Annotated in this window: 18 protein-coding genes, 1 other RNA gene, 1 pseudogene and 2 other annotated features; of the genes and pseudogenes, 3 read left to right on the forward strand and 17 right to left on the reverse strand. The window is 37.1% G+C overall.

From position 1 onward, the window contains the following. Positions 1-154: 154 nt before the first annotated feature. The 11 genes from O1A01_RS18730 to cymR all read right to left on the reverse strand — a co-directional run bounded on the left by O1A01_RS18730 (position 155) and on the right by cymR (position 10308). Positions 155-1207, reverse strand: a complete 1053-nt coding sequence (locus tag O1A01_RS18730) for an AI-2E family transporter (protein ID WP_270064724.1) — start codon at positions 1205-1207, stop codon at positions 155-157. 242 nt (positions 1208-1449) lie between these two features. Continuing rightward, on the reverse strand, positions 1450-2808 hold the full coding sequence (locus O1A01_RS18735; RefSeq protein ID WP_270064725.1) for an aspartate aminotransferase family protein: 1359 nt from the start codon (positions 2806-2808) through the stop codon (positions 1450-1452). A 35-nt stretch (positions 2809-2843) separates the two neighbouring features. Next, on the reverse strand, positions 2844-3071 hold the full coding sequence (locus O1A01_RS18740) for a hypothetical protein (protein WP_066414882.1): 228 nt from the start codon (positions 3069-3071) through the stop codon (positions 2844-2846). 223 nt (positions 3072-3294) lie between these two features. After that, a complete protein-coding gene (locus O1A01_RS18745; protein ID WP_084380356.1) occupies positions 3295-3450 on the reverse strand; it encodes a YrzQ family protein in 156 nt (51 codons plus the stop codon). A 20-nt stretch (positions 3451-3470) separates the two neighbouring features. Next, positions 3471-3665, reverse strand: coding sequence for a hypothetical protein (locus O1A01_RS18750; RefSeq protein ID WP_066414884.1), 195 nt, complete (start codon positions 3663-3665; stop codon positions 3471-3473). A gap of 21 nt (positions 3666-3686) precedes the next feature. Then, on the reverse strand, positions 3687-4163 hold the full coding sequence (locus O1A01_RS18755; protein WP_066414886.1) for a PRC-barrel domain-containing protein: 477 nt from the start codon (positions 4161-4163) through the stop codon (positions 3687-3689). A gap of 174 nt (positions 4164-4337) precedes the next feature. Then, positions 4338-6722 (reverse strand): SF1B family DNA helicase RecD2, encoded by a 2385-nt coding sequence (gene recD2, locus O1A01_RS18760; RefSeq protein ID WP_270064726.1) that lies wholly within the window; start codon positions 6720-6722, stop codon positions 4338-4340. Positions 6723-6741: 19 nt separating this feature from the next. After that, positions 6742-7398, reverse strand: coding sequence for a tetratricopeptide repeat protein (locus tag O1A01_RS18765; RefSeq protein WP_270064727.1), 657 nt, complete (start codon positions 7396-7398; stop codon positions 6742-6744). Positions 7399-7568: 170 nt separating this feature from the next. Next, positions 7569-8645, reverse strand: a complete 1077-nt coding sequence (gene mnmA, locus O1A01_RS18770) for a tRNA 2-thiouridine(34) synthase MnmA (RefSeq protein ID WP_270066437.1) — start codon at positions 8643-8645, stop codon at positions 7569-7571. A 22-nt stretch (positions 8646-8667) separates the two neighbouring features. Continuing rightward, positions 8668-9846: a cysteine desulfurase family protein gene (locus tag O1A01_RS18775; protein ID WP_270064728.1), complete on the reverse strand. Its 1179-nt coding sequence runs from the start codon at positions 9844-9846 to the stop codon at positions 8668-8670. Between the two features lie 45 nt (positions 9847-9891). Beyond that, positions 9892-10308 carry a cysteine metabolism transcriptional regulator CymR gene (cymR, locus tag O1A01_RS18780; RefSeq protein ID WP_066414900.1) on the reverse strand — a complete coding sequence of 139 codons (417 nt, stop codon included), beginning with the start codon at positions 10306-10308 and terminating at the stop codon, positions 9892-9894. 256 nt (positions 10309-10564) lie between these two features. On the opposite strand from cymR, the gene O1A01_RS18785 reads away from it, so the two are divergent. From O1A01_RS18785 to O1A01_RS18795, 3 genes are all read left to right on the forward strand, one after another. Beyond that, positions 10565-11845, forward strand: a complete 1281-nt coding sequence (locus O1A01_RS18785) for a replication-associated recombination protein A (RefSeq protein WP_066414903.1) — start codon at positions 10565-10567, stop codon at positions 11843-11845. A gap of 35 nt (positions 11846-11880) precedes the next feature. After that, positions 11881-12092, forward strand: a binding site (T-box leader). 110 nt (positions 12093-12202) lie between these two features. After that, positions 12203-13891, forward strand: coding sequence for an arginine--tRNA ligase (gene argS / locus O1A01_RS18790; RefSeq protein WP_270064729.1), 1689 nt, complete (start codon positions 12203-12205; stop codon positions 13889-13891). 75 nt (positions 13892-13966) lie between these two features. Then, positions 13967-14620, forward strand: a complete 654-nt coding sequence (locus tag O1A01_RS18795) for an RsfA family transcriptional regulator (RefSeq protein WP_270064730.1) — start codon at positions 13967-13969, stop codon at positions 14618-14620. A 401-nt stretch (positions 14621-15021) separates the two neighbouring features. On the opposite strand, the gene O1A01_RS18800 is transcribed toward O1A01_RS18795, so the two are convergent. The 6 genes and pseudogenes from O1A01_RS18800 to O1A01_RS18825 form a co-directional block, all read right to left on the reverse strand. After that, on the reverse strand, positions 15022-15786 hold the full coding sequence (locus O1A01_RS18800; RefSeq protein ID WP_066420795.1) for a tRNA threonylcarbamoyladenosine dehydratase: 765 nt from the start codon (positions 15784-15786) through the stop codon (positions 15022-15024). A 149-nt stretch (positions 15787-15935) separates the two neighbouring features. Further along, positions 15936-16037 (reverse strand): annotated as a pseudogene (locus O1A01_RS18805) (VOC family protein); the annotation flags it as partial. 88 nt (positions 16038-16125) lie between these two features. Next, positions 16126-16316, reverse strand: a non-coding RNA gene (gene ssrS, locus O1A01_RS18810) — 6S RNA. A gap of 67 nt (positions 16317-16383) precedes the next feature. Continuing rightward, positions 16384-18156, reverse strand: coding sequence for an aspartate--tRNA ligase (aspS, locus tag O1A01_RS18815; protein ID WP_066420797.1), 1773 nt, complete (start codon positions 18154-18156; stop codon positions 16384-16386). Positions 18157-18158: 2 nt separating this feature from the next. Next, positions 18159-19439, reverse strand: a complete 1281-nt coding sequence (gene hisS / locus O1A01_RS18820; RefSeq protein ID WP_270064731.1) for a histidine--tRNA ligase — start codon at positions 19437-19439, stop codon at positions 18159-18161. An 89-nt stretch (positions 19440-19528) separates the two neighbouring features. Then, positions 19529-19765, reverse strand: a binding site (T-box leader). A gap of 68 nt (positions 19766-19833) precedes the next feature. Continuing rightward, positions 19834-20007 carry an RNA polymerase subunit sigma-70 gene (locus O1A01_RS18825; protein WP_066420800.1) on the reverse strand — a complete coding sequence of 58 codons (174 nt, stop codon included), beginning with the start codon at positions 20005-20007 and terminating at the stop codon, positions 19834-19836. Between the last annotated feature and the right edge of the window lie 111 nt (positions 20008-20118).

Here is a 20118-nt window from a genome sequence, read left to right on the forward strand (position 1 = left end):
GGGCAAGGCTGATGTTTCAGATACTTATTATGGTACAAAACCTTACGATTTACTGTACCATACCGTATCTGACGGCAATTCCACCCCACTTATCGTTGGACTACGCCCTTCACACGGCCCTTCACACGATTGAAGTGGGGGTATCCTTGCCAATTTAGATGAAATGCTTACTAATATGCATAATAGTTACCTTTAAAACAGCAAATATAGGGACGGCTACAATTAAGCCTATAATACCACCAATTTCTCCGCCTAGTAATAATGCGAAAATAATAATAACAGGATGTATGTGTAAGCTTTTTCCTACTATTAACGGCGATAAAATGTTTCCTTCTGTAAATTGTAATGCAAAAATTATTATTGCAACAATGATTACCATCTTTACTGATATCGTTGCCGCAATAATAACTGCAGGTAAGGCACCAATAAACGGTCCGAAATACGGGATGATATTTGTAACCCCTATAATAATACCTAGTACTAATGGATATTCCATTCCTGCTAGCCATAAGCTTATAGTTGCCAAAAGCCCAATTACTAAACAAACTAATAATTGACCACGTATATAATTTCCGAGTGATATATCAACATCTTTTAAAAAGGCAATGCCACCTTTTCTCCATTTCCTTGGAGTGAGATACCATGCGGTTCGCTTTACTAAGTCATAATCCTTTAATAAATAAAAAACTACAAAAGGTATCACTATTATTACGAATATAGAATTTAGTAATCCTTTTATGCCATTAATAATTTTCGCCGTATAATCAGCAATTAATGCCTCAAAATCGGTAACTAGAAGTTCAATCCGCTCGTGAATACCATCTGGCCATCGTGAAGTACTAGAATGTATCCTTTCTATCCATCCACGGTATGTATTTGCAACTTCAGGGAAATTATCGGCAAGTTCCTTAAGCTGAGAAATAATTAAAGGTGTGCCTTTATATATTGCGAGTCCTATTCCGCCAAAAAATAAAAAATAGATAATTAATATAGCGTATGGACGGGGTAACCCTGCGTCGTGGGTTCTTTCAACAAACGGATGTAGTAAATAAGCAATAAAAGCACTGATGATAAACGGAATAAAAACTGCAACTATAACTTTTAAGATTGGTTGCCATAGTGGGCTAAGTTTCATTAAAACAAATAGGATAATAAAAACGAGTAACGTGATAGCTAGTCGATATATCCATTTCCATTGTTTAGTCAAAGATAACTCCCCCCTGTTCTTATTGTTAATCGGATTGCTAAATTTATACAGAACGAGGGGAAAGAAGAAATAAAGGCTTAAAAATAGAAGGTTGGGACATAACTATTTTTTATCAAAGTAAAAAACGAACAAAAAAAGTAGAGCGGAAATAACCCGCTCCGGAAATATACTTCGCTAGTTTGGCGATTGTTCGTTTTTCATCATGATTATTTTAGTTTTGTCTCAGCCTCTGCCTCTTCTACCTATAAATTCACAAAACTAGCTGAAACTGTTTCAATAATTTTGGTCAAATCGTCATCCGTTAAGTTTAGAGGGGGTGCTAGGGCAATTACGTTATTGTAACCTGCTACAGTGGCACCATTTTTTCCGATTAATACTCCCTTTTCTTTGCAGCGAGTTACAACTTTATTGACTCTTTCAACATCTAACGGTGTTTTTGTTTGTTTATCGGAAACTAGCTCAATACCAATGAGCAATCCTTTTCCTCTAATATCTCCAACAAAAGGATGATCGCTTAGTCGTTGCTTTAGCTCCGATAATAATTGTTTCCCTTTTTGTGCGGAACGTTCAACTAAATTTTCTCGTTCGAAAATCTCTAAATTTTTTAATGCAACGGCGCAAGAGGCTGGACTTCCACCAAACGTATTAACGTGACGAAAATAGTCATATTCCTCCGAACCTTTAAACGCTTCATAAATTTCCTTTTTAACAGCTGTAGCAGCAAGCGGCATATAACCACTCGTAATTCCTTTTGCCATTGTAATTATATCTGGCCTTACACCATAGTTCATAAATCCGAACGGCTTCCCTGTTCGACCAAAGCCACAAATTACTTCATCTACAATTAGTAGTGCACCGTGCTTTTCACATGTTTTTTTCACTTGTTGTAAATAATTTTCTGGAGGAGTTAAAATACCCCCACCCGTTATGATTGGTTCCATTATCATTGCTGCAATCGTTTCACTAAGCTCCCAAGTCATTGCATCGTCAATTGCTTGCACAGACTTTAAGAGCTCCCCATTTCCTTCCTCCACTCGATATGTATCTGGAGGTGGGACATGAAGAAAACCCGTTGCTAACGGTTCGTATTTATATTTCCTTTGCGCTTGGCCAGTGGCTGCCATCGCACCGAGAGTGTTTCCGTGATAGGAGCGATATCGTGATACAATTTTATATCGATTATTCTCTCCCTTTTGCAAATGATATTGTCTAGCGATTTTAAACGCCGTCTCATTTGCCTCAGAACCACTATTACTGAAGAAAAATACGTATTCATTCCCTAACCATTCATTTAATTTTTCTGCTAACTTAATCGCGGGGATGTGACTCTGCGTTAAAGGATAATAGGCTAACTCCTTTAATTGACTGTATGCTGCTTCTGCTAACTCTGTTCTGCCGTACCCCGCATTCACGCACCATAAGCCTGACATTGCATCTAAATATCTTTTTCCATCAATATCTGTTACCCATGCACCAGACGCTTCCTTCATTACCACTGTGCTATTTGGTTGGAATGGCTTCATAGAATGCCAAACATTTTTCGTGTCACTTGCAAGTAAATCTTCCCTTGTTTTTACCACCGTAATCTCCCTCCAACACATCTTATTCCAAATGTCTTATATTAATAGAAAACCGTTCATCTTGCGTAATAGCTTTTTATTTCTTGAAGCATTTTTAAAAATTGCTCTTCGTCATGAAAATCTTTCGTACTCCAATTGGATTCTACCCAGCTAATTAACTCTTCCGGAGAATTAAAGTATTCTCCACTAGTATCAGCTTTACGAACTGTAAAACGCCAATTATCCTCATCAATTGTCACTTCACAAGGGTACGCACTTTCTTTACAACGTAACTCGTATTCCATTCAGATAGCCCCTTTCCAAAGGTTGTTATGAAATCTTATTCGTGTAAAAATAAAACTATGTACGGTATGCTTACATTATTTTTATAGTGTTTAAGGAGTTGAAGGGAGATTACCACTTTTATTCTTCCCAAACAGAGGAACAAAACTACAGTCCGTAAAATAGGATAATCGTGCTTTTACCAAAAAAAGAAAAAGCCGTCCAATTAGGACGGCTTCTCATATATTAAGAAAACACACGTTTCATTTGCTTCCTCATTCTTTTCATATTACGAGTTGAAGTCATATCTCCAACAAATCCTTTAACTTGCTCATTTTTCCCAAGTTGAGTTGCAGCTGCACCTAACCCAATTAGTAACAATGAAGTCATAGCTCTGTTCATGCGACTCACTCCTTTTAATTTTACATACTGATACGGCGATCGTCCTCATGAAACAAATCATCCAGTGAACTTAGCGTACCATCTTCTTCCACTTGATGAGTATGCACAATTCCTTTTGAAACAGAAAGCTCAATAAAACAGCCCCAACAATAATATTGATTCACACCAATTTTGCCGACGTCTTTACTTTTACAATTAGGACAAACAAGTTCCACTTTATTAGACACCTCTCGTGTTTATGATGTTACGGTAACAACGACGGCATCTTTTCCAATTATGAGGTCTGAAGGATAATGAATTATTTTCTTACCTTCTGTTATATCTGCAAAAAAACCGTCCGTTACTTCATACCCTACGATTGTGCCCTGCTTTTCATCAAAATATACGTCATCTAATAAACCAAGCTTATCGCCTTCTTCAGAAAGGAACATTTTCCCTTTAACACCATGGAAATGGTCGAAAAAAACTTGGCCTCTTGCTTCTTTCTGTACCGACATGAGGTTGTTGCCACATATCATAACCCCTGTATCTCCAAATGAAGAAATGTGTTCGAACGGAAGAAATTTATTTCGCTTCCATAAACCTTTTCCACTTATTAGTAGTCCTTTAATTTGTCCAGGTTCCTCGATGCAAAAGTCAACGACTCGACCTACTGTTACAGCTGTTTCTGAATCAAACGCGTGCATCCCAATTGTTCTAGAAAATGTTCGCAAAAGGAACCACCTCTTTTCGAACATTTATATCTTTTGCAAGCCTGCTATCATAAATACTGCAAAACCATTTCCATGTAAAAGATTAACTTTAAGTAATAGTTTAGGATCTGACTTTTATCGGTATGTTAAAGGTTTAAAAAAACTGACTTGTCCAAAGTCAGTTTTGAATTATTTTTATTTTTCCATGAAATCGTATGGAGATATACCTTCCATCCCAATTAATGCATCTTTTGCAAATGGCACTTCTTTTAATAGTTCATCATCTTCATCCTCTAATTGAGCATGTGTTGCATCACTCTTTAGTCTTTCCGTTAAGGAAGTTTGGCGAAGTTGATCGTCTGTTCGATTCACTCCAATTTGCAACGCTTCTTCTTCTCCACAAAGAATTAAAAATCGTTTACTACGTGTCACAGCAGTGTAAAGTAAATTACGACGAAGCATTCGGTAATAACTCTTTACAACAGGGAGGACGACAATAGGAAATTCGCTTCCTTGTGATTTATGAATAGAGCAACAATATGCATGAGTTATCTGTCCCAAGTCTTGTTTCGTATACGTTACTTCGTTTCCGTCAAAAGAAACGATCACCATATCTTGTTTTTCGGTGTTTTCTTTAGCATAAAAAATGGAAACAATCTCTCCCATATCGCCATTAAAAACATTACTATCTGGTTGATTAACTAGTTGTAATACTTTATCACCTGTCCGATAAACTACATTACCAAACGCTATTTCACGTCGTTGCTCTGACTTCGGATTAAACAATTCTTGAAGAGTCTCGTTTAATTTATCGATTCCAGCGTTACCTCGGTACATCGGTGCTAACACTTGAATATCACGTGCCGTATATCCTTTTTTCATCGCGTTGGCACACACTTTCTTTACAACATCTAATATATGTCCAGATTGACACTTTATAAAAGAACGGTCTACTTTAGGTGTCGAGATATCTCGTGGGATCATCCCGTTTTTCATATCATGTGCAAGGTCAATAATGGAAGATCCATCTTCTTGACGATATATGTCAGTTAACGCAACAGTTGGAATTGCCTTTGAAGCTAACAAATCTTTTAAAACTTGTCCGGGACCAACTGAAGGTAACTGATCTTCGTCACCAACTAAGATAACTTGAATATCGTTCGGTAAAGATTTAAAAAGCTGATGAGCAAGCCAAATATCTACCATCGATACTTCATCAACGATTAACAATTTACCAGGAACTGGATTTTCTTCATCAAATTGAAATCCTTCAGAGCCATTCCATCCGAGAAGGCGATGAATAGTTAAGGAAGGTAATCCTGTTGCTTCACTCATCCGTTTAGAAGCACGTCCTGTTGGTGCTACTAAAAGAATCGGAAAAGGATCATCTTTATCATAATCCTTTGGGTCGAGCGAGCAACCATGTAAATCAGCATATAGCTCTACTATACCCTTTATAACAGTTGTTTTACCTGTACCTGGTCCACCAGTCAATAGCATCATTGGGGACAATAACGCTTTTTGTATTGCTTGTTTCTGCGAAGGAGCATATTGAACCTTTAATCTTTCTTCTAACCGACCAAGTGATTTTAAAAATTCCGATTCAGGAAATTGCTCTTCATACTGAGTTTGCTCCAATATTCGCTTAATATTTTTTACTAACCCTTTTTCAGAGAAATATAACGAAGGTAGATAAATACGTTCATCTTCCCCCATTATTTTCCCCTCTTCTATCGCATGCAATATTTCCCGAGAAATGTCGTCTAATGTTACTTTTTCTGATTTGGAACTATTTAGTAACGAAAAAACACTTTTCATTAACTGTTCCTTCGTTACGAAACAATGTCCTTCTTGAAGTGAAACTTGTTCAAGCGTATACATACAACCAGCTCTAATACGACTTGGATCTGTGCCAGTAATACCTATTTGTTTTCCTAGCTCATCCGCACGACTAAAACCAATTCCTTCCACATCCTCTACTAATTGATATGGATTCGTTTGAATAATTTGGAGTGTTTCATCTTTATATGTTTGATAAATTTTCATTGTAAGTTGCGGTCCAAATCCAAGCTGTGAAAGGGCAATCATTACTCTTTCTAGGCCTTGATGTTCCATTAATGTTTTATACACATCTTTCGCCTTTTCAGTAGACAACTTAGGAACTTCAGCTAAAATAGAAGGGTTTTCCAATATTTTTGAGATTGCATTTTCACCTATAGCATTCACTATATTTTCTGCAGTCTTTTTCCCAATGCCGGTAAATATGTCACTAGATAAATATTGGATAACCCCCTGTTTTGTTTGCGGTAATTCTTTACGAAAATGCTCAACATGAAACTGTAATCCAAAACGAGGGTGATCTTTTAATGCACCAAAAAAAGTATACGTTTCATCTTCATGAATTTTTGGGAAATATCCAGTTACAATTGCTTCTTTTTCCTCATAAGGAACATTCGTCTCGCTCACCTTTATTCTAACAACCGAATACAGATTATCCTCGTTATGAAAGATTGTAACGAGATGTGTTCCTTTCATATAAAGTTCATTTTCTTGAAACAAATCAAGGGAGTTTTGGTGCATGTTCTATCCCTCCGTCTTACTAGTTTTCTAAAATAATTTTTTTCGCATGTGCCGCCAAAATATGGTCATGTTGCACTTCTATTGCTTTATCTAACATTTCTAATGATTTTTCTTTGTTTTCTGTATACGCGTATGCAACTCCTAAGTTATAAAAAGCATCTGCGTGTTGATCGTCATGCTTAACAACCTCTTCTAGTTGTTCAATTGCTTCTTCTAATAGCCCTTGTTGAGCAAGGCATAATCCGTATTGAAAACGTGCTTCCATATCGGTTGGTTTTAATTCTACCGCTCGCTGAAAATAAGGAAGTGCCAATTTTGGTTGATCAAACTTTAGTAAAGTCATCCCCAACATAAACAACGTATCTCCGTCGTTTTGTAAACCGTTTTTCATAGCTGCTTCAAACATTTCCTTCGCATGTTGCCAATCTTCATGCTCAAAGTAGTTGTTGCCTAAAGCATAGTAAGCAGCGGCCATTTTCTCATCTAACTGTAGTGCTTTTTTGTAAAAATTCATCGCTTTTTCTTTTTCGCCAACTGCATTTAAAACATTTCCAAAGTTCACGTAAGCAACTGCATTAGTCGGATTGTTTTCAATTTCTTCCGTAAATGCTTTAATCGCTAATTCATATTTTCCATCTTGTAAGTATTGAATGCCAATTGCATTATTGTCCTTCATGATAGCACCTCTATGTAAATTCCATTTTTCATTATTATTTTTTTCCATTATAGCATAAAGAAAGAGGATGACACTTAGGAATTTCCCGTCATCCCCTCTATTTTCATAGCGTCCGTTACTGTTTCGAAATCAAAGGACGTTTATCCACTCTTAGTTCTACTTACAATCATTTATCCTACATACCAAAGCTTTTCGCCATTTTTGTAAACTTCATCAATAGTAGCTCCACCAAGGCACTCATCGCCATTGTAAAACACAACAGCTTGTCCTGGAGTAATCGCACGAATTGGCTCGTCAAAAATTACTTCTACTTTGTCGTCATCTAGCTTTCTTACTGTCACACCGTTGTCTTGTTGACGATAACGGAATTTCGCCGTACATTTTATATCGTCTGTCGGTTTAACATCTGAAACCCAGCTTATATTTGTGGCAGTAATGCGATCAGAAAACAGCAGCTCATTATCGAAGCCTTGTCCTACATATAAGACATTTTTTTCTAAGTCTTTTCCTATTACAAACCAAGGGTCACCACTACCACCAATTCCTAAACCGTGACGTTGACCGATTGTGTAATACATTAATCCGTCATGTTTCCCTTTTACTTCACCATCGAGCGTTAACATGTTTCCAGGTTGCGCTGGAAGATAGCCACTTAAAAATTCTTTGAAGTTTCTTTCTCCAATAAAGCAAATTCCTGTACTGTCCTTTTTCGATGCAGTAGCTAAACCTGCTTCATGAGCAATTTCACGCACTCTTTTCTTTTCCATAGTGCCGATTGGGAACATAACTTTACTTAATTGTTCTTGTGTTAATTGGTTTAAGAAATATGTTTGGTCTTTATTTTCATCTAAACCACGTAACATTTTATATTCACCATCACGATACTCTACTTGCGCGTAATGGCCTGTTGCTAAATAGTCCGCACCTAGGTCTAGTGCATGCTCTAAAAATGCTTTAAACTTTATTTCTTTATTACACATTACATCTGGGTTCGGCGTTCTACCTGCTTTATATTCATCTAGGAAATATTGGAATACTTTATCCCAGTACTGTTTTTCAAAATTAACAGCATAGTACGGAATGCCAATTTGGTTACAAACGCGGATTACATCATTATAATCTTCTGTTGCAGTACATACTCCAAATTCATCGGTGTCATCCCAATTTTTCATAAAAATTCCGATTACATCATAACCTTGTTGTTTAAGTAGGTATGCGGCTACAGAGGAATCTACTCCTCCTGACATTCCTATTACAACTCGAATATCACTATTTGCTCTTTCTTCCAATGTTTCCACCTACTTTCTTGTTGTAAAGTCTTTTTACTATTTTTGCGGTTTCTTTTGCAGCTTTTTGTATTTGCTCCATATCGTTTCCGTAACCGAAACTAAATCGAATGGAGGATGCTATTTTTTCTGAATCACTACCGAACATTGCCACTAATACGTGGGAAGGATCGATGGACCCTGCCGTACATGCAGACCCGCTAGAAACTGAAATGCCCGCTAAGTCTAAGTTCACTAACATCGACTCAACATTTGTTCCCGGAAAATGTACATTTAACACGTGTGGTAGGGAGTGACTTTCACTGCCATTTATAGTAAAAGAAAGTTCTTCTTCATTCCAAATCCGTGTCATTTCTTGCTTAAAGCTTTCAAATTGCTTTTGCTTCTCTTCACTTTCTTTCATAGAAAGCTGTATAGCTTTTGCTAAACCTACAATACCTGGTACATTTTCTGTTCCAGCGCGACGTTTTCGTTCCTGCTCGCCACCGAACGTTTGTGGTAAAAAGCTTATACCGGCTCTAGCATATAAAAAGCCAACACCTTTAGGGCCATTAATTTTATGCCCGGACATTGAAAGAAAATCAATTTTTAGATCTTGAACATCTATATTTACTAGACCGAACGCTTGGACAGCATCTGTATGAAAATAAGCAGGATGGTCTTTTAACAGCTCTCCTATTTCATGAATAGGCTGAATCGAACCAACCTCATTATTTCCGTACATGATCGTCACAAGAATCGTTTCGTTAGTAAGTGCCTTTTTTAAATCTGTTATGGAAATTATCCCGTTATCATTGACGGGTAAATACGTAACGGTAAAGCCTTCCCGTTCCAGTTGTTCGCACGCGTGTAAAACAGCATGATGCTCAACAGTTGTTGTAATGATATGTTTACCTCGTGTTGCATTTGCTCTAGCGGCACCGATAATCGCTAAATTGTCCGCTTCCGTTCCACCGCTAGTAAAAACAATCTCATTTTCCTGGGCACCTATACTTCTCGCTGCAATACTTCTCGCCTCATCCACTAGATGACGGCTTTTTCTACCGAATGAATGAATGCTTGATGGGTTACCAAACGTGTCATTCATTACCTCCACCATACTTTCAACAACTAATGGATGCATAGGCGATGTTGCTGCATGATCTAAATAAATAGGTTCCATATGTGAAACCTCCTTTCCTACGTACTTTTATATTCATTATGAGCTTTAAATGTAGAACATATAAGCTTCTTGATCTCCGCCATCATGATTTGCTAAGTCTTCTAACGTTGTGCTGTCTAATACATCTTTAACAGCATCCCGAATACGAATCCATAGTTCACGCTTTGCAGGCTCTTCATCCTCTAATACTTCTACCGGACTAATAGGTCCTTCTAGTACACGAATTATATCTCCTGCTGTTATATTAGATGGCTCGTCCGCTAAAATATATCCGCCGTATGCACCACGAATACTTTTTACTAAACCAGCATTTCGTAATGGTGCTATTAATTGTTCTAAATAATGCTCCGATAAATCATGAGTTTGCGCAATCGATTTTAGAGATAATGGTCCTTCACCAAAGTTTTTCGCTAGTTCAATCATAATCGTTAAGCCGTATCTTCCTTTTGTTGAGATTTTCACAAAGCCACACCCCTTAAATTCACTTATATATATTCAATAACATCCGTTACTTATATGAAATCTCCGTTATTATAGCACAATTATAGGAACATTACATTTCTAATAAAACAGTAATATATGATACATTGAATGTAGGACAAATATCAATTATTTTGCCCAAGCACTGCTGACTTATTGAATATAGAAAAACAGAAATGGAAAATACCATTTAATTAGCAATTAAAATAATAATATTAACCGCAAGAAGGTGAAATAGATGAATAATAAACCGTTAGCGTTTCGCATGCGACCTCGATCTATCGAGGAGATTGTTGGACAAGAGCATCTCGTACAAGAAGGGAAAATTATTAATAGAATGGTAAAAGCTAAGCACTTATCTTCTATGATTCTATATGGACCACCTGGAATTGGGAAAACCTCCATCGCAACGGCCATTGCTGGGAGTACAAATTATAAGTACCGTACGTTAAATGCCGTTGTACATAACAAAAAAGATATGGAAATTGTCGTAGAAGAAGCAAAAATGTCTGGTAAAGTCATTTTAATATTAGATGAGGTTCACAGATTGGACAAAGGAAAACAAGACTTTTTACTACCTCATTTAGAGAGTGGATTGCTTACGATGATTGGAGCAACGACTAGTAATCCGTACCATGCGATAAACCCTGCCATACGAAGCAGATGTCAAATTTTCGAACTAAAACCACTTGAACCAGAACAAATACTAACTGTCCTACACTATGCTCTCCAAGATAAGGAACGAGGGTTAGGAAACTATAATGTAAAAGTAACAGACGAAGCAATGAATCATTTTGCATTCTCCTGCGGTGGTGATGTTCGCTCTGCTTTAAATGGTTTAGAACTAGCCGTCTTATCTACAGAACCTGACGAAGACGGAGTTATCCATTTAACGCTCGAAAGTGCAGAAGAATGTTTACAAAAGAAAAGTTTCTACCATGATAAAGATGGTGACGGACATTACGATGTATTATCTGCCTTCCAAAAGTCGATACGAGGTAGTGATGTGAACGCTGCTCTTCACTATTTAGCTCGATTAATCGAAGCAGGAGATCTTGTTAGTATTGCTAGAAGGTTACTTATTATCGCTTATGAAGATATTAGTTTAGCGAGTCCTCAAGCAGGAGCCCGGACGCTTTCCGCAATAGAGGCAGCAGAAAGAGTCGGTTTCCCCGAAGCAAGAATTCCTTTAGCTAATGCGGTTGTAGAGTTATGCCTCTCTCCTAAATCTAATTCTGCTTATAAAGCGTTAGATGCAGCACTTGCCGATGTTCGAAGTGGTAACGTTGGCGATATACCACTACATTTAAAAGATGCTCACTATAAAGGGGCTAAAGATCTAGGTAGAGGAATTGATTATTTATATCCTCACGATTACGATGCTGGTTGGGTCAATCAACAATATTTACCCGATAAATTAAAAAGTAAAGAATATTTCGTGCCGAAGCAAAATGGGCAAGAGAAAAATTATTATGCGGTTTATCATAAATTGAAAGAATTAAAAAATAAAAAGTATTGATAATTATTTCTAAATCTTTTACAATAAATGAAATATTTTGTTCGATGAGGAAGAGAGTACTTTTACTTGAAAAGCTTATAGCGAGTTAGGGATGGTGGAAGCCTAACAGCTCTTGTAAAAGGAAGCGCACTTCTGAGAAGCTATCTTGAAGTTTAGTATGGATAGCCGGGGATTTTACCTCGTTAACAAATAAAGCTGGTTCGTATGAACAATGAGAGTGGTACCGCGGGTGAATCTCGTCTCTATATATTTAGAGGCGGGATTTTTTTGTTGTCCTTTAAATTTACTTCGAACATGAACGAGCAACAACAGTTGAGTAAAATCAAAAAAGAATGAAAAAGATGGAGGTTATAAAAGATGTATAAAAAGTTAGTAGCAGAACAAATTTATCCGCACATTCAACAATACGTAACCCTTGATGAAGTGGAAAGTTTAATAGAAAAGCCAAAGTATGTAGATAAAGGCGATATTGCTTTTCCTTCGTTTACACTTGCGAAGCATTTGAAAAAAGCTCCGAACGTAATTGCGAAAACATTAGCCAAAAAATTGAACCATCCTTTATTTGAAAAAATAGTAGCTGACGGTCCATACGTTAACTTTTTTTTACATAAACAAGAGGTAAGTAAAACTGTGTTAACGACTGTATTAAAAGAAGGAAAAAATTACGGCAAAGTGCCTCTAAGTCAAGGGGAAAACATTACGATTGATTTATCATCACCTAATATTGCGAAACCATTTTCGATGGGTCATTTACGATCGACTGTTATCGGAAATGCGATTGCGAACATTTCCGAAAAATGTGGATATACACCAATTCGAATTAACCATTTAGGTGATTGGGGTACACAGTTCGGTAAACTAATTGTAGCTTATGAAAAGTGGGGAAATGAACAGGCAGTTAAAGAAAACCCGATTACAGAGTTACTAAAATTATATGTTCAATTTCATTCAGAAGCAGAAAAAGACACTTCTTTAGAAGATGAAGGACGCTTATGGTTTAAAAAGCTTGAGGACTATGATGAGGAAGCTACTCATCTTTGGGAATGGTTCCGTAATGAATCGCTAAAGGAATTCAACAAAATTTACGAGCTTCTCCAAATTAAATTTGATTCTTATAACGGTGAAGCTTTTTACAATGACAAAATGGAAGAGACAATTCATTTATTGCAAGAGAAAAATCTACTAGAAAGTTCTGATGGAGCAGAAGTAGTTTCGTTAGAAGAATATTCCCTTCCTCCGTGTTTAATTAAAAAGTCAGACGGCGCAACCCTTTATGCGACGAGAGACTTAACGGCTGCGCTTTATCGTCAACAACATTACGGCTTCCAAAAAGCTGTTTATGTTGTAGGTCATGAACAAAGTCTACATTTTCAACAAATATTTAACGTGTTAAAAAAGCTTGGGTTCCATTGGGCTAATGAAATGGTACATGTTCCGTTTGGATTTATATTAAAAGACGGTAAAAAAATGTCCACTCGTAAAGGGAAAATTGTTTTACTAGAGGAAGTTATTAACGATGCTATTGAACTTGCAGCTAAAAGCATTGAAGCCAAAAACCCTTCCCTTCCCGAAAAAGAAGAAGTCGCAAAAATAGTCGGCGTTGGAGCTATCATTTTTCATGATTTAAAAAATGAACGAATGAACAATATTGAATTTTCGTTAGAGGAAATGTTAAAGTTCGAAGGCTCAACAGGACCTTATGTTCAATATACTCATGCACGTGCTTGCTCGATATTAAGAAAAGGATCATCATTTAAAGAAGCGGCGGCTCTTACTGGCTTACAAGATGAACATAGCTGGAATGTTGTGAAACTATTAATAGAGTTCCCTTCTGTCATAGAAAAAAGTTTCATAAACTATGAACCTTCCCAAGTTGCTAAATATGTGATAGACCTTGCTCGTGAATTTAATAAATATTATAGTCATGTGAAAGTATTAACGGAAGATGAACAAATCGCAAGTCGTCTAGCACTTGTTCAAGCGGTAACAATTGTTCTAGAGGAAGGTTTACGACTACTAGGAATCCAAGCTCCGAAAGAAATGTAAATTTCCGTATATTCTCCCTTCAATTTGGAAATACTATTGAAAAAATTGTCCGTTTTTGGGAGGGAGTTTCATAAAATGAAAGTACGTCAAGACGCATGGTCTCATGAAGAAGATTTGTTATTAGCAGAAACAGTATTACGATATATACGTGACGGTGGTACACAATTAGGTGCCTTTGAAGAAGTAGGAGATAAATTAAACAGAACATCTGCTGCTTGTGGTTTTCGTTGGAATGCAGAAGTTCGTAAAAAATATGAACACGCTGTTGCAGTTGCCAAAAAACAACGAAAAGAAAAGAAGCGTGCGTTAGATAAAATGAAAAAATCTCAGCAATCAACTGACGCCAATTCTATGGAAGTGGAATTAATTCCTGCAGTTAATAGTGCTATAAAGAGGCCGAAAAAAGAAGAACCGCTTTTAACGATTGAATTGTCAGAAGAAGTGGCTCCAGTTAAATATAGCGCCGTTACTAACCAACTAACTTTAGACGACTGTATACAATTTTTACAAACCTATCAAAAAGAGTCTTCGTATCAAGATACGATGCAATTAGAAAATGAAAGATTAAAGAGAGAAAATCAAGCATTACAACAAAAAAATATGGAGTTACAGCAACATCTAGAAAAACTAGAAAAACAGCAAGATGTCATACAAGAAGATTACCAAATGTTAGTGAAAATAATGGAACGCGCAAGAAAACTAACAGTACTAGAAGACGAAGTAATGTAAATACAAAAGCGGAGGGCGTTTGGGCAGCGGCGTACAAACTGGAGCTTTCCTGGCGGAGATAAAGGAAACACAGCGAACGTCAGTGAGCTGATGTTGACTTATCGTACAGAAGGAAAGCGAAGTTTGCTAGCCGCTAACGCCCGGAGCTAGACGATAACAAAAGCGGAGGCGCATCGCTCTGACCCGTACAAACTGGACTGTTCCAGTAGGAGATAAAGGAAACGCTTTGGGAGCCAGAGGCGAGTTGATGTTGACTTATCGTACGGATGGAACGGGAAGTTTGATAGGGTCAATGCGCCAGAGCTAGACTGTCAAAAGCGGAGGCGCACCGCTCTGACTCGTACAAAGCAATTAGTCTAAAAAAATTGGGAGGTTGCATTTAGCAACCTCCCTTCTTGTTTTTATTGCTCGCCTACACGATGAATTTTCACGTCTGAAAGTAATTCCGTTACGACATGTCCAGCCATAATAAGTCCTGCAACAGACGGAACAAATGCGTTCGAGGACGGTGGCATTTTTGCTTTACGAATTGGTGCATCCTTTTTTCCAACTGTTTCATTTATATCTTCACGGGTAACAATTGGCTTCTCATCGGAAAACACTACTTTAATTCCTTTTTTAATTCCTTCTTTTCGAAGACGAACACGAATAACCTTTGCGATTGGATCTGTATGTGTTTTTGAAATATCTGCAACTTGGAAACGAGTAGGATCCATCTTATTGGCAGCTCCCATACTAGAAATAATCGGGATCTTTCGTTTCAAACACTCTTTCATTAAATGAATTTTGTACGAAATAGTATCTGATGCATCAATAACAAAATCAGGTTTATAGTTAAAAAAGTCTTCATACGTTTCCTCTGTGTAGAACATTTTTAACGAAATAACTTCACATTCTGGGTTTATATCTGCAATACGCGCCTTCATTAAATCAGCTTTCGGCTGCCCAACTGTTGACAATAAAGCAATAACTTGACGATTGACATTTGTAATATCGACATCGTCCTTATCTACTAATATTAAACGGCCAACACCGGAACGTGCTAGTGCTTCAGCAGAGAATGACCCAACTCCGCCGATACCTAAAACAGCAACTGTACTGTTTTTTAATATTTCTACTCCTTCTTTACCTATTGCTAATTCATTACGAGAAAACTGATGTAACATAAAATATCCTCAACTCCAAATTTCATATCTATGTTTGAATTGTTCCCGAAAATGAATATAACATACTTTTTATTAAATGTAAGTATGCCGATAGGATTTTTTTAGTTCTTTTCATCATAAAATTTCATATGTGGTTTAGCTTCCTTATATTCATTTCCTTTTACAAGTAGCTTTGCTCGAAAAACTTGTTCATAAAAAGTAATCGATGTATTTAAATTAGAGACTGAAAATAATAAATGATTAATTTTCATCTTGCTCACTCCAATTTATTAGTAATGTTATGAAAATAAAAAAACACATGATTCTATCTCCAAATCATGTGTTAGTAGTCGTATGTATGCAAGTCCCAATAGTGCCGTCGTCGATGCCTTCGTTTTGAACCCGCTACAAGCAGGTGGGTGCTCTGTTTCAAGCATTTGTACGTCCTACTCGTAGGTAGGCATGTACGCAGCTTTTGAAAACTCCGAGCTCCCGTATAATCTATTGTTCGGTCAAAACAATAGGTTATACGACGAACACATCAGGACTTGAATAACTTGTTGTTTGTATCATATCATACAGAAAAAACGTCTGCAAGGTACGTTCGTATGGGAAATTTTACTCTTTTTCTACATTTAACGACAACGATAGTTCCGTTAATTGACTAGTAGCTACTGGACTTGGCGCTTCCGTTAATAGACAGCTTGCGCTTGCTGTTTTAGGGAACGCAATCGTATCACGTAAGTTCGTGCTACCAGCGAGTAACATTACTAGTCTGTCTAAACCTAGAGCAATTCCACCATGTGGAGGTGTACCGTATTCAAATGCTTCTAGTAGGAAGCCAAACTGTTCTTGTGCCTCTTCTTGGCTAAAACCTAATACGTTAAACATTTGTTCTTGAATTTCACGCTCGTAAATACGAAGTGATCCTCCACCTAGCTCATATCCGTTTAATACTAAGTCATACGCTTGTGCGCGAACTTTGCCTGGGTCAGTATTAAGCAGTTCTAAATCTTCCCTAACTGGCATTGTAAATGGATGATGTGCTGCAAAGTAGCGACCAGCTTCTTCATCGTATTCTAATAACGGCCAATCAGTTACCCAAAGGAAGTTAAATTTAGACTCATCAATCAACCCTAGCTCTTTCCCTAACTTTAATCGTAGTGCTCCTAACGCATCGGCGACTACTGTTATTTTATCAGCAACGAAAAGTAGTAAATCCCCTACATTCGCCTGTAACGTTTGTTTAAAGCTTGATTGCTCTTCTTCGTTAAAGAATTTTGCAATTGGACCTTTCAATCCATCTTCTTCTACTTTCATCCAAGCTAATCCTTTTGCACCGTAACGACTAACAAACTCTGTTAAAGCGTCAATATCTTTTCTAGAATATTTAGCACCGCCACCAACTACATTAATAGCTTTTACTTGACCACCATTGGCAACCGCAGCACTAAATACTTTGAACCCACTATTTTTCACTTGTTCAGAAAGGTCGATAAGCTCCATTTCAAAGCGAGTATCTGGTTTGTCGGAACCGTAGCGACTCATTGCTTCGTCATATGTCATACGTGGAAGCGGTGTTTCAATATCGACTCCTTTTGTTTCTTTCATTACTTTTATCATCATGCTTTCCATCATGCCAATGATTTCTTCTTGTGATAAGAAAGAAGTTTCAATATCGACTTGAGTAAATTCAGGCTGGCGATCAGCGCGTAAATCTTCGTCGCGGAAGCAACGAGCGATTTGGTAATATCTCTCTACTCCAGATACCATTAGTAGCTGCTTAAAAATTTGTGGAGATTGCGGCAATGCGTAAAATTCACCTGGATGCACACGGCTCGGCACTAAATAGTCTCGAGCTCCTTCTGGTGTACTTTTCGTTAAAATAGGGGTTTCAACTTCCATAAACGCTTCTTCGTTTAAAAATTCACGAATAGACTTTGTTACTTCATGACGCATTTTTAATGTATTAAACATTACTGGACGTCGTAAATCTAAGTAGCGATATTTTAATCGAACATCTTCATTAACATCACTTTTATCATCGATAACAAAAGGTGGATTTTTGGCTGCATTTAAAACTTGAACCTCATCAGCTGCAACTTCTACTTTGCCTGTTTTTAAATTAGGGTTAATTGTTCCCTCTTGACGAGCTAACACTGTTCCCTTGATATAAAGTACGTATTCGTTACGGACAGATTCCGCTATCGTTAATGCTTCTTTAGAAACATCCGGGTTAAATACAATTTGAACGATACCAGTACGGTCGCGAAGGTCAATGAAAATTAGCCCACCTAAATCACGTCGCTTTTGAACCCAACCTTTTAATTCCACTTGCTGTCCAATCGATGTTTCTGGAACTTCGCCGCAATAAAATGTTCTTCCTTGCATTTTTATCTCTCCCCACTTTTCTTTTCCGATATATATGTGACAAGCTCACTGAAGGATACTTCTTCTTGTTCACCTGTTTCCATCGTTTTTACTGAAACTACACCTTTATTTAATTCATCATCGCCGAAAACAACTGTGTAACTTGCTTGAAGACGATCTGCTGCTTTAAATTGCGCTTTTAGCTTTTTATCTTGATAGTCTTTTTCCGCTACAATACCAGCTTTTCTTAAATCGTAGAGCACTTTTACACTAGCTTCTTTCGCTTCTTCTCCTAACGCCACAACGTAGCAATCAATCTTATCTTCAAATGGAAATGAAACATTTTCTGCTTCCATCGCTGAGAGTAATCGTTCAATACTTAATGCGAAACCGATACCAGGTGTTTCAGGTCCACCAATTTCTTGAACGAGTCCGTTATAGCGTCCACCACCACATAATGTTGTAATAGAACCGAAGCCTTCAGAAGTACTCATGATTTCAAAAGCTGTGTGGTAGTAGTAATCTAAGCCTCGTACTAAGTTCGCATCAATTTCGTATTGAATACCTAAATCAGATAAAAACTTTACTACTTTATCAAAATATTGTTTTGATTCGTCGCTTAAATATTCTAAGATGGATGGAGCAGTACCCATTAACTCGTGGTCTCTATCTTTTTTACAATCTAAAATACGTAAAGGATTTTTTTCTAATCGAGACTGACAGTCCCCACAAAACTCAGTAATTCTTGGTTTAAAGTGATTTACTAACGCTTGACGGTGTGCATCACGGCTTTCTTTATCACCTAAGCTATTGATCACTACCTTTAAATTTTTCAGCCCTAAGCTTTTATATAAATCAACTGCTAGTGCGATAACCTCCGCATCAATACTTGGATCATTACTTCCTAATGCCTCTACACCAAACTGAACGAATTGGCGAAAACGGCCTGCTTGTGGGCGTTCATAACGAAACATTGGACCGATATAAAAAAGTTTCGTAGGTTGTTGCGGATTGCCATATAATTTGTTTTCTACGAAAGAACGAACAGCAGAAGCAGTACCTTCTGGACGTAGTGTAATACTTCTTCCACCACGATCTTCAAAAGAATACATTTCCTTTTGAACAATATCAGTCGTATCCCCTACACCTCTTAAAAACAATTCCGTATGCTCAAACATTGGCGTTCTAATTTCTTTATAGTTATATAATTTACAAATTTCTTTTGCTTTTTCTTCGATGTATTGCCATTTTTCTACTGTACCAGGTAAAATGTCTTGCGTTCCCCTAGGTATTTGAATTGACATTAATAGCCCTCCTAAAGTTTTTTCTCCGTAAAGTCAAGGAATGAAAATATATGTAAATATACAAAAAACCCCCATCCCTTGTTATAAAAACAAGGGACGAGAGTTAAATTCCCGTGGTGCCACCCTAATTGAAGCTTTTAAAAAAAGCCTCCACTTAAGCAGTTAACGCCTGCAACGTTCATTTCCTACTAAAACGTACGTCTTTTCAGAAAGAATCCTACGGGGTGTTCTTTCATAAAGTCATGTTGGAGAAATGCTTTCAGCCTACGACATTTCCTCTCTTTCCAAATGGATCTTTATTACTCTTCCCCATCAAACGGACAATATTTTCTTATAATAATTAAAGTTTGATATTTGCTAGTATATACACCGCAAATCGGAAATGTCAATAGTATTACATCCGATTAATCTGTTTTTTTAATGCTTTCACATCTCTAACCGTAATTCCAAACTCTGACGCAAGCTCTACATATGTAGAATCTTTCTCTTTTTCTAAAAAGTTGTGAAAGCTTACCCCGAATATGTTATTTCCATTTATACTTTGGTTATGTTTTTCACTAAATTTCATGGTGTAACGCTCCTTTTCCTCGACTAAGTGCTATAACTTTTATTATGGCCAAACAACCTATTTTTCTTTCAAAAAAAGAAGGATATCTCCTTTCATTGTCGAATTACATTT

It is taken from the genome of Sutcliffiella sp. NC1 (genome assembly GCF_027594365.1).
GTDB classification, from domain to species: Bacteria; Bacillota; Bacilli; order Bacillales; family Bacillaceae_I; genus Sutcliffiella; species Sutcliffiella cohnii.

What these genes read in the sequence shown, in the direction of transcription:
- O1A01_RS18785 (WP_066414903.1), top strand. Translation starts at nt 10,565, where the DNA reads ATGAATAATAAACCGTTAGCGTTTCGCATGCGACCTCGATCTATCGAG.
- hisS (WP_270064731.1), bottom strand. Translation starts at nt 19,439, where the DNA reads ATGTCAATTCAAATACCTAGGGGAACGCAAGACATTTTACCTGGTACA.
- O1A01_RS18735 (WP_270064725.1), bottom strand. Translation starts at nt 2,808, where the DNA reads ATGTGTTGGAGGGAGATTACGGTGGTAAAAACAAGGGAAGATTTACTT.
- O1A01_RS18740 (WP_066414882.1), bottom strand. Translation starts at nt 3,071, where the DNA reads ATGGAATACGAGTTACGTTGTAAAGAAAGTGCGTACCCTTGTGAAGTG.
- O1A01_RS18795 (WP_270064730.1), top strand. Translation starts at nt 13,967, where the DNA reads ATGAAAGTACGTCAAGACGCATGGTCTCATGAAGAAGATTTGTTATTA.
- O1A01_RS18765 (WP_270064727.1), bottom strand. Translation starts at nt 7,398, where the DNA reads ATGAAGGACAATAATGCAATTGGCATTCAATACTTACAAGATGGAAAA.
- recD2 (WP_270064726.1), bottom strand. Translation starts at nt 6,722, where the DNA reads ATGCACCAAAACTCCCTTGATTTGTTTCAAGAAAATGAACTTTATATG.
- O1A01_RS18800 (WP_066420795.1), bottom strand. Translation starts at nt 15,786, where the DNA reads ATGTTACATCAGTTTTCTCGTAATGAATTAGCAATAGGTAAAGAAGGA.
- O1A01_RS18775 (WP_270064728.1), bottom strand. Translation starts at nt 9,846, where the DNA reads ATGGAACCTATTTATTTAGATCATGCAGCAACATCGCCTATGCATCCA.
- O1A01_RS18745 (WP_084380356.1), bottom strand. Translation starts at nt 3,450, where the DNA reads ATGAACAGAGCTATGACTTCATTGTTACTAATTGGGTTAGGTGCAGCT.
- argS (WP_270064729.1), top strand. Translation starts at nt 12,203, where the DNA reads ATGTATAAAAAGTTAGTAGCAGAACAAATTTATCCGCACATTCAACAA.
- aspS (WP_066420797.1), bottom strand. Translation starts at nt 18,156, where the DNA reads ATGCAAGGAAGAACATTTTATTGCGGCGAAGTTCCAGAAACATCGATT.
- mnmA (WP_270066437.1), bottom strand. Translation starts at nt 8,645, where the DNA reads ATGTCAGGAGGAGTAGATTCCTCTGTAGCCGCATACCTACTTAAACAA.
- O1A01_RS18825 (WP_066420800.1), bottom strand. Translation starts at nt 20,007, where the DNA reads ATGAAATTTAGTGAAAAACATAACCAAAGTATAAATGGAAATAACATA.